The organism is Cryobacterium sp. Hb1 (assembly GCF_004403585.1).
GTDB lineage: Bacteria > Actinomycetota > Actinomycetes > Actinomycetales > Microbacteriaceae > Cryobacterium > Cryobacterium lyxosi.
This window is the reverse complement of record NZ_SOHI01000032.1, coordinates 74,582-83,166: the sequence shown is the minus strand read 5'-3', so window position 1 is coordinate 83,166 and position 8,585 is coordinate 74,582. Positions and strand designations below refer to the sequence as shown.

4 protein-coding genes are annotated in these 8,585 nt (G+C 61.5%); 1 reads left to right on the top strand and 3 read right to left on the bottom strand.

The features are described from left to right. The first annotated feature begins 189 nt into the window (after positions 1-189). The gene (locus E3T38_RS14250) at positions 190-861 is read left to right on the top strand and encodes a hypothetical protein (protein WP_134548793.1); all 672 of its coding nucleotides are present in this window, start codon (positions 190-192) and stop codon (positions 859-861) included. A 331-nt stretch (positions 862-1,192) separates the two neighbouring features. Here E3T38_RS14250 and E3T38_RS14245 read toward each other — a convergent pair whose 3' ends face one another. The 3 genes from E3T38_RS14245 to E3T38_RS14235 all read right to left on the bottom strand — a co-directional run bounded on the left by E3T38_RS14245 (position 1,193) and on the right by E3T38_RS14235 (position 7,959). Further along, positions 1,193-2,086, bottom strand: coding sequence for a hypothetical protein (locus E3T38_RS14245; protein WP_134548792.1), 894 nt, complete (start codon positions 2,084-2,086; stop codon positions 1,193-1,195). A 1,392-nt stretch (positions 2,087-3,478) separates the two neighbouring features. After that, on the bottom strand, positions 3,479-5,329 hold the full coding sequence (locus E3T38_RS14240) for a DNA polymerase (RefSeq protein ID WP_134548791.1): 1,851 nt from the start codon (positions 5,327-5,329) through the stop codon (positions 3,479-3,481). Then, entirely contained in the window at positions 5,326-7,959 is a 2,634-nt protein-coding gene (locus E3T38_RS14235; RefSeq protein ID WP_134548790.1) for a DUF3854 domain-containing protein, read from the bottom strand. Before E3T38_RS14235 ends, E3T38_RS14240 begins: the two co-directional genes overlap by 4 nt. Between the last annotated feature and the right edge of the window lie 626 nt (positions 7,960-8,585).

Here is an 8,585-nt window from a genome sequence, read left to right as displayed (position 1 = left end):
TATCTTCGCCCAATCATCCATATTGATCACCCTCCATAGTGGCTGGTGGCCCTGTTTTCAGTCGGCGATACTGGCCCTATATTCGGTCGGCGTTAACAACCCCGCGGTCGCACAGAACCGGCTACGTTTACCGTGATCCCTGGCCATCTCGGTCTAAAGCACCGGCGCCGAAGCTTGGAGGCACCCTCGATGGAATTCCTAGACACCGGTGACGCGATGCTTGCACTCCTTAGGACCTTCGGCGCACCAACAGCGGTTGTGATCCTTGTTGGGTTCGCGTTGGCGGCCGCATCTTGGATTCAGCTCGGGATTGGAACGGTCCAGGGGGGACGCGCCGCCGCAGTAGCCGTCAATGATGCGATGAGACAGCGAACGACCGCGCATAGGCGCAGTTTCCTCCGCTTTCTCGCGATCGCTGCACTGTTTTGTGCGATTTCCGTGGCCGGGGCCCGGCTCGGGCTGAGGTATCCGGTCATGTTTGGGGCCGAAAACGTGGACTGGGGCTGGGCTGATATTTTGTCGTCGTGGGACGTTGAGGCGTCTTGGTACCTAGGCGCCGCTGCGGGGTCGGCTTTTCTTCTCGGTTACTCGAGAATTGCCAATATCCGTTTCCTACGAATCGTGCTCGCGCTCGTCTGGATACCAGTCTTGATGGCAGGAATGACAGTCGGAGCACAGTGGGCTATCGGTTTCGCGGGAAGCTTGATCGCCGTCGTCCTAACCGGATTCGATGACGAGGAGTACAGGATCGCTACTACCATCTCCTGCGCCATTATCGCCACGACGACCCTGCTGCCGATCTGGCTGGGCAGTTTCATCTGGTCCGAGAGCGAGAAAATATACCCTGCCGTGAAGAAGTAGTGTCTGCCGAGCGAATGAACAACCAGTAGTCGTGAGGGGGCGTCGAGGTCCACAGCATGTGTGCTGGAGGCTATGTCTTTAAGTGCCTGAACGGCTGGCTAGCTTCCTGACGGCCGCCATCTGATCTGGAGGACGCATCAGGCTTGGCGGCGGCGACACAATTTCCGCGGAGGTTGCGCTGGGAGCGCTGGCAGTCTCTCTCCAAGCAAGAGCCGGAATCTGTCATTTCAACCTCTTCGTCTGAACTATGTGTCGCTCGTCCGCGTCGTGAAGATACGCGCCTCGGTCATCTGGTCTTTCGTTTGTTCAGACTTGGTCTGCGTTATCAACGCTAATCGTGCGAGCCGAATGCCCTGGCAACCGCATCGATTGTGTACCTGTGACGCATTCCCGTGAGCGTCTTCGCATAAGTATTCATGCCTGGTTTCCGGAAAGCTTGTTCACGGGGGAGCGCAAGAGACCACTTCACAGCGATAACCCATTCTGCGAGGTCATCATCCTCATCGCCCTCGCGGCGGTAGGTTCCCTTCAACGGAAGCGTGCTCAACAGCTTGTCCCTATCGGCCTGCCGGACGAGGGCCTCGTCGAAACGCTTGGCAGCATGGAGGACGCGGCCGACGCCGACGTAACCGGAACCTGGAAGGAAGGCGAAGATACGTGATCCAGGTATCACGTCTGCCAGCGACCGATCGAACCACTTGCTGCCATCCGTGGAAACAAATCCAAACTCGATTCCGTCAGACCATTGCCTCCCGTCAGGGTGCTCGTCAAAGTGGATGCACCAGTCATGCGTGACCGATGGGGTGCGAGTCTTCGTCTCTCGCTCGGCATACAGCGGCTCACGCGCTCGAACATGCCGTCCGCTGTTTGGCTCCACCACCAATTGGCCGCCGGGCTTGACGAGCCACGTGGTACTGCCGGCACGCAAATATTGGATGACGACGACGTTGATCAACAGGCCGAAGTCCGCGAGGTACTTCACAATTCGCTCGGTAGCGGGATCGATGGACGGTGCAACGATCGTGAGGACCTGAGTTGCATTGACTACATCCGGCAGCGTGATTTCGAATTGCTCGTAGAAGGCGTCCGTCAGGCGGACTCCGGGCCGGTGGTGAGCAAAGATGCTTATGATCTGCTCATGACTCAGGGTGGCGCCCCATGACGCGTAGTCAAGAAGTTGCGCAGTAACTTGCCGGGGCGTCAGACCCCGTTTGACCTCGATCACGTGAAGGGCCCCTGTTGAGTCCAACGCCAATAAGTCGACAACTCCGTCGTGCGCGGTCGCTACGTATCTCCCGATAATGAGAAGCGTCCTGCCCAGTATCGACGGGGCGGCCTCGATGAATGACTGCAGCTGCGACTCAAGTCGGTAGGCCTGCGGCCTGACTTGAACGGGCTTTTTTCCAACTATTTTCCAGAACTCCATTCCGCACCCGCTCTCGGAGAAGAGGGGCGTGGGAGGACAGTAACGGCGCCCGTACCTACGATGCAGTCCGGTTCCGGGTCGATGCTGCGTTGAACGGCTATCTGCTTTTCCGCGTCAACAGAGCGTAAAAAATGTTTCATGAAAGGAATGCTAAGGGCGCCTTGGCGTCTTTTCGATCGCGCAGATCAGCCTCAGAAAAGCGGGGTCCTTCGTCCTTTGCTCATTCCGCTCGGATATGCGCGGAACTCGCGCAGCGCATGTCGGCGACGTATCCATTGGTTCCCAGAAGAATCACAGCTACGAAGCCGGCTGTAGATCGCGACGCATACACGAGACATCTTGCGCACGGGCCGAGCCTGACTTGGAGGACATCGCCCGAACTGGGACTCAGCGTAGAAGCCGCTCACCGGCGTCGCACCCGGCTCAACAAGATGGGTCTGCGGTTGTCAGATGCGTGTGCGGCGTTCGTTAGTCCTTCGAGTCGGTGCCTTCTGGTCGCGATCTAGGATCGATCGGTGCGTCATTGGGCTGAGCAGGCGCGGCAGTTTCCTTTTTGGTGCTCCCGGAACTTCTTCAAGTTCGCCGCATCCAATGCCTGGCTCGCAACATCTTTCACAGCCCTTCTGCGCTAGTGCGCCTTGTGCGCCCTGTACGCAACCACCGGCAGCGCCGCCGGCGCGAACACAGCCAGAGCAGCCACACCAGCAACCTTTCCGGTGGTCTTGGCGGTACTCCGGAACACCCGCGGGTTCTGCTCACTGCGAGCAGTCAGATTGGCTCGAGCCGAACAACAGCCGCAGCCTTACCTGAATCAGATTCCACGCGGCGTTGACGTGTGCGTCCTTCTCATCAAGCCCGGTCCTCTTTGCCTTCGTCGGTCAGCTCATGGACACGAGTGGCAGCTTTCGCCTGATGCTTCTCATAGAGGTGTTCAAGCTGCGCTGCGGCGCTTCACCGACGAGCCGGTCACGGAGTTCACCTGACTTGCGATCAGCCAGCGGCGTGAACCGATTAGGGCCGGGCAAAACCCGAGCCTCAACAACCTTTGCGGCCAAAGCCTGACGAGGCTCTGCTCTGGGGGTGCCCAAAGACAGAGGAAACGCAGGCGAGTATGGATATTCCAACCACCAAAACCGCGGTCACGGCGGTCAGCGACAGGGGACGCGAGCTGGTCCTGTCCCTGTGGAGTTCTCATGCTCGCCTGTTCTCCCCATCGCGGCCGTCAGTTAAGTGCCACGTGCAGTTCAGATCGGCGCACGTCAAAAGCTCTCGGTGTTCACGGGCGACTTCGGGCCATCCCAGTTTCTCGCCGCGGTAGCAATCAGCCCAGTCGCGTCCTCGATCGGACTTGGCCGCCAGAACCAGCACCGGCGCCGCCTCTGGTGCGATTTTGTATGGGAATTGCAGCGCCTCCAGCACAGCAGCCTCGGCCTCATCGGCACGGTGCCCAGGGACGGAGAGAACAATCTCGTCGTGGACGATGGCCCGCAAGCCTGGCAACAACCACTCAGGCAAGCGCAAAACGCCCTCCATCATCAGATCGCGTGCGGTGCCCTGCCCGATGTGCGCAGGCGCCTGGGTATATTCCTTACCCGGCTGCACCCGCATCCGGCGACCAAACGCATTGACGATTACCTGACGGGAAGAATCAGCGCGTATCCACTTCTTGAACGCAGCCAAGCCGGGAAACTTCAGTTCCAGCGTCGCGAGTTGCCTCTCAGCGTCGGCAAGGCTGTAACCGGCGCTGTCCGCCAGCGCCGCGGGCCCCATGCCATAGGTTGTTGCGTGCGTGATCGCCTTAGCGTCACCGCGCCGAGGGTGATGGCCTCCACCGCGGACCCAACCGTCTTCACCGAACACCGCCGCTGCCATCTCGTCGTGCATATCTTTTCCCGGCGCCAACGCCGCGATGTAGTTCTCGTCCTGGCAGTGCATCGCCATTGCACGAGCATCGATCTGTGACAGATCCGCACCGATCAGCACGTGCCCGACGTCGGGCAGGAGCATCGCTCGCTCGCAGATATTGCCGCGATCACGCTTGCCCATTACAGAAAGTCCGGGGTCGGTAATGCTGATCCGTCCCGTGGCCTGTACCGCCGCAACACCGGGGTGCACACGCCCATCTGAGCTGGAGTGCTCTAACAGCGTCTGTGCCATCGACCGCTCACCGTTGAAAGCTCGCAATGTCTGGCACAGCTCCACCAAACTCACGTTTTCCGGGTGCTGGGTCTCAAGCTGTGTTAGCGCCTCCTTGCCCGTCGCCAACGCACCTGTTGGTGTCCGAGGTGGCGCGACGCCGAGGTCGCTGAACGCTTTCTCGAGAGCCAAGATGCCCGCAGTCGTCGTGTGTGGCTTTTTGCCCTCCAGCGGCAGACCGTACAGGGTATATAACCGATTCTTCAGAGCCTCAACACGGGCAGCTCGCTCGGCGATCAATCGCTGCACAAGATCTAGGTCAACACGGAAACCGTGCTTCGCGATGTGACCCAGTCTCCACATCACACGGTGTTCTCGCCGCAGGTAGTCATCGACGACCAAGAGTTTGGACAGCTCGCGCACCAGCTCAACGTCCTGCACGAGGTGCCGCACGTAGCCCGGATGATCCACTGGGATCTTGTCGTACCCCTCGAACTCGCGGGCTAGTGCCTTGGGCGCGAAGTCACAGTCTCCCGGGAGCTTCCCGCCAAGTTGTAAGCGCTTGGCGAGGGCATCCAAATTGTACCGGCGCGCGTCAACCTTCCCCGAAAGCGGTGGATCGTTTTGTCGGGCAGCCAGCAGTGTATCCATCACCCGGTCTTCACGCACCAAACGCGCCAGATCAAGGCCGTAGTACAGCTCCAGGGCAGGCAGGTCGAACCCGAGCACGTTGTGCCCGACGACGAGGTCGGCCTTCTCGATCATCTCGACCACCATGGCGATGTCCGTGGTCGTGACCACTGGGGAATCGCCAACTGCGAAGCCGGCGAGTCGAACGAAGCTGGGGCCGAAGTCCCACAGCCGATCTGCGGCGGCGGTTTGGAGGTCCAAGTAAAGGATGCTCACGACGCATCACCGCCCAACTCTGCGATGGTCTTTCCTCTCATCGGCGGCATCGCCCGAGCGACCCGTTCAGCAAAGCCCTTGCGACCCGTGAATTCGATGAGTTCGCCGGGCGCAGCACCGGCGGTCGGATGCGGGCCTGCCGGTGCAGGGGCCGGAGCGGGACCAGGGGCAGGGGCAGAGGACGGAGTAGGTAGAGGGGTGACACCGGCAAGAAGCCGTTCGATGACGTACGCCTTACCCCCCGCATGTACCTTCCCGTCCTTGCGGATGCGGAGGCCTTCATACCAGCGAGGGTGCTGCCCGTAGTACATAGAAAGCTTGCGCGCGTCCAGTTCATCCCACGCCTTACCGTACGGCGGGGATGCATCCGGGTCTGCCTTCGCCTGAGCGAGCACCTCGGAAGCGCCGAATCGTGTGCCGACGGGGAACCGGCCCTCGACCCACACCCAGTGCTCACCGTTGTCCACGGCCTCGCTGTCGGCGGTCTCTCTGACCGTGAGCACGGTCGACAGGAAGCCCTTGATCCCGGCATGGTGCAGGATGCCGCCGACGACCCGCTGCCACTCTGTGAAGGACTTGAATCCGAACGGCTTCGGCGCTTCGGGCTGCTTTTCGGCGTACCAAGCCCGCACGAGGATCAATACGGCGCGCAGAAGCTCTGCACGGTGCTCCGGCACCCAGGAGTCCAGGTCGTGCCTGAAATTATCCCGCGTCTCGAGGTCGGTGCGGTCGGAGGCCAGGCGGCAGGTGTATACGCGGCGGATCATGTCGCCGGGGATCTGAACGTTGTTGCCGAGCCCGTACCAGCTCGCCATGTTCGGCAAGCTCAGGACCTCAGAGGTCCCGAGCTTGCGCCCCTCATATATCTCCGAGGTGAGCACAGCGCCCAATGAGTTCGAATCCAGACGAGATGTGCCGTCCTTATCCTGGACCTCGTCCAGATTGATCGTGTCTGCGCTGACCCGCAGCTTGGCAGTGATTCGCTTGTCCATTTCCTCGTCCGACTTCGGCGTTGTCTGAATGGACGCGGGCACGCCAAACGCGACGCGGTGGATGACGTCAAGGCAACCGCCCTTGCCGACACCGCGATGAATTCCGTCGAAGACGAGCATGGGCACCTTCCCGACGTTCGCTCGGATGACGGGTGTGATCAGGCCGGCGATGGCGTGCGTTTGATCCGCCTCAGACGCAAACGCCCACCCATCGCGCCCGCCCACACCATCCATCGCGAAAAGATCGTCGCGGATGAGTGCCACCGCGGCAGCGATGTCCGCATCGGTTGGATGCTCGGGCACGACGATGCCCTGGACATCGGGAGTCAAGTCTAGGAAGACGCCGTTTTCCGGGTTGTCGCCCGGGGTGGTGCTGACAGCGCCGTCGGTCAGGACGAGAGGGGAGCGAGTGATCCCAGCTAGCCACGGCAACCGGTCGCTGTGGTCCGCGACTAGGTCGACCAGCGCGTCAGCCAGCCCGGCGGGCAGAATCGACCCGTTCGGCGTGGTGTACGGGTACACGACATCAAGTAGCTCGCGACGCAGCGCACTCCGGATGAGTGCGCTGGCCTTCAGCACGCCATTCTGATTCTTTCCGTCTCGGCTACGGCGCACGCGGACTAACTCGCCGTCGCGCTGGAACACCCGCACGCCGCCGGTGCGTTCGATCAGCGCATCGAGCAGGTCCAGGGACACCTGCCGCATGTCCCGGCTGACGTCAATGCCGACGCGGCCGTCGAACAGGTTGCCGGTGGTTGCGAGGTCTCCGCGCTTGGTGGCTGCCTTGTCTCGGATCGCCTTGCGCATCTGGTCTCGTTGGCGCTGGGGCAGATCGGCAGGTCGCGACTTGGCGTTCCTAACCCAGGCTTGCAGCAGCTCGTGACGGGCATCGTCACTGGATTGCCGGGCGAGCAGGTCGTCGAGCCCATCTTTGTTGGCTCCGGGCAGCCGAGCGAACTTGACGCTCGCGGCTCCGTACCCCTCGCATGCCTCGCCGAGCGCCTCAGCGCCGTCGTAGACGCGGATGTTCGTCTTCGCGTCCGCGTCTGGGATGATCACTACCTTGCATCCCCGGACGACGGCCAGGAACGGTGTGGGGGAGCCGGACTCGTCAACGCAATCACCAGCCACTCGCCAAGCCCAGATACCGGCAATGCGGTAGATCGACCAGGTGTCAGGGGCCCAAGCGAGTGCAGCCAGAGCCTGCTTGACGCCCTCGACGATGAGGATGACCTCCGGGTCCTTCACGGCGCGCAGTTCCGGCAGCGTCGGTGGGTTCCCCTCCTTACCAGGGGACACGTACTTGCGGAATAGTCCTTCGGACGTACTCACGCTGTCTGGGGCTGGCTTTACCTGCCCGGTTTCGGATCCGTCCGGGTGCGTCATCGGGAAAACAAGCGTCGGGAACACGCCGTCCCCACGATTGGCGATCCACTGTGCATACTTGGGCAGGTCATCGCGCACGTGCGCGCTGCGGATGCCTTGCTCGGCCGCCACGGACGCAGGGATCGCGCTCTTGCGAAGCTCCTCCGCATGCTCCCGAGTCAAATCGAGGTAGTCATCCAGGGGCGAGTCGAGATCATTGGCAGAGTCACCAGATACGGCGCGATTCTCGTCGTTTCCGTCTAGATTGGTCATTGAGGACGTCTTTCCTTCATGGCCCCGAGCAGTTCGAGCTGCTGCGGGGTCCTTTACGTATTTAGGTAGCAGGTGCGTTTCGAGTCGTCAGAAGGACGACGGTGCGACGGCTTTGAAGTCGCAGCACCTCAAACGCCGGGCGCGGGCGAAGCGAAATCGCTGATAGAGGCTCGGGGAGCCCTTTGAACGGCGCGGTGGCTGTGCGAACGGACGCGAATGCACGAGGGAAACGCTCGCTGGGGAGAGCGGGAGGGCACGCCCGGTGACTGCTCTCCGTCTTGCTCTCCGAGTATCTCCCCTGAGCAGCGGCCATTTCCACGGTGTGGGAGAGCAGGAGAGCAGGACGGCGCGCCTCAGGCCATCAGGAGTGTGCGTGTGCGTAATGCACGTACGCACGCACAGAAGCGTGCACACACACTTCCCGGCGTAGAGATCTCCATTTCCTGCTCTCCAACTCTCCCAGGTGATGTACTTCCCCGTCGTGGTGCGCATCTCGGCGGAGAGCAAGGGTGATTCTGCTGCTCTCCCGTTGCTCTCCTGCTCTCCGTTTGCTCGCCCAGTGGAGCCCAGCTTCGCTCGCCAGCCACGCGCGACACCCGAGTGGCTGGGCGTCCTTGCCATGGTCC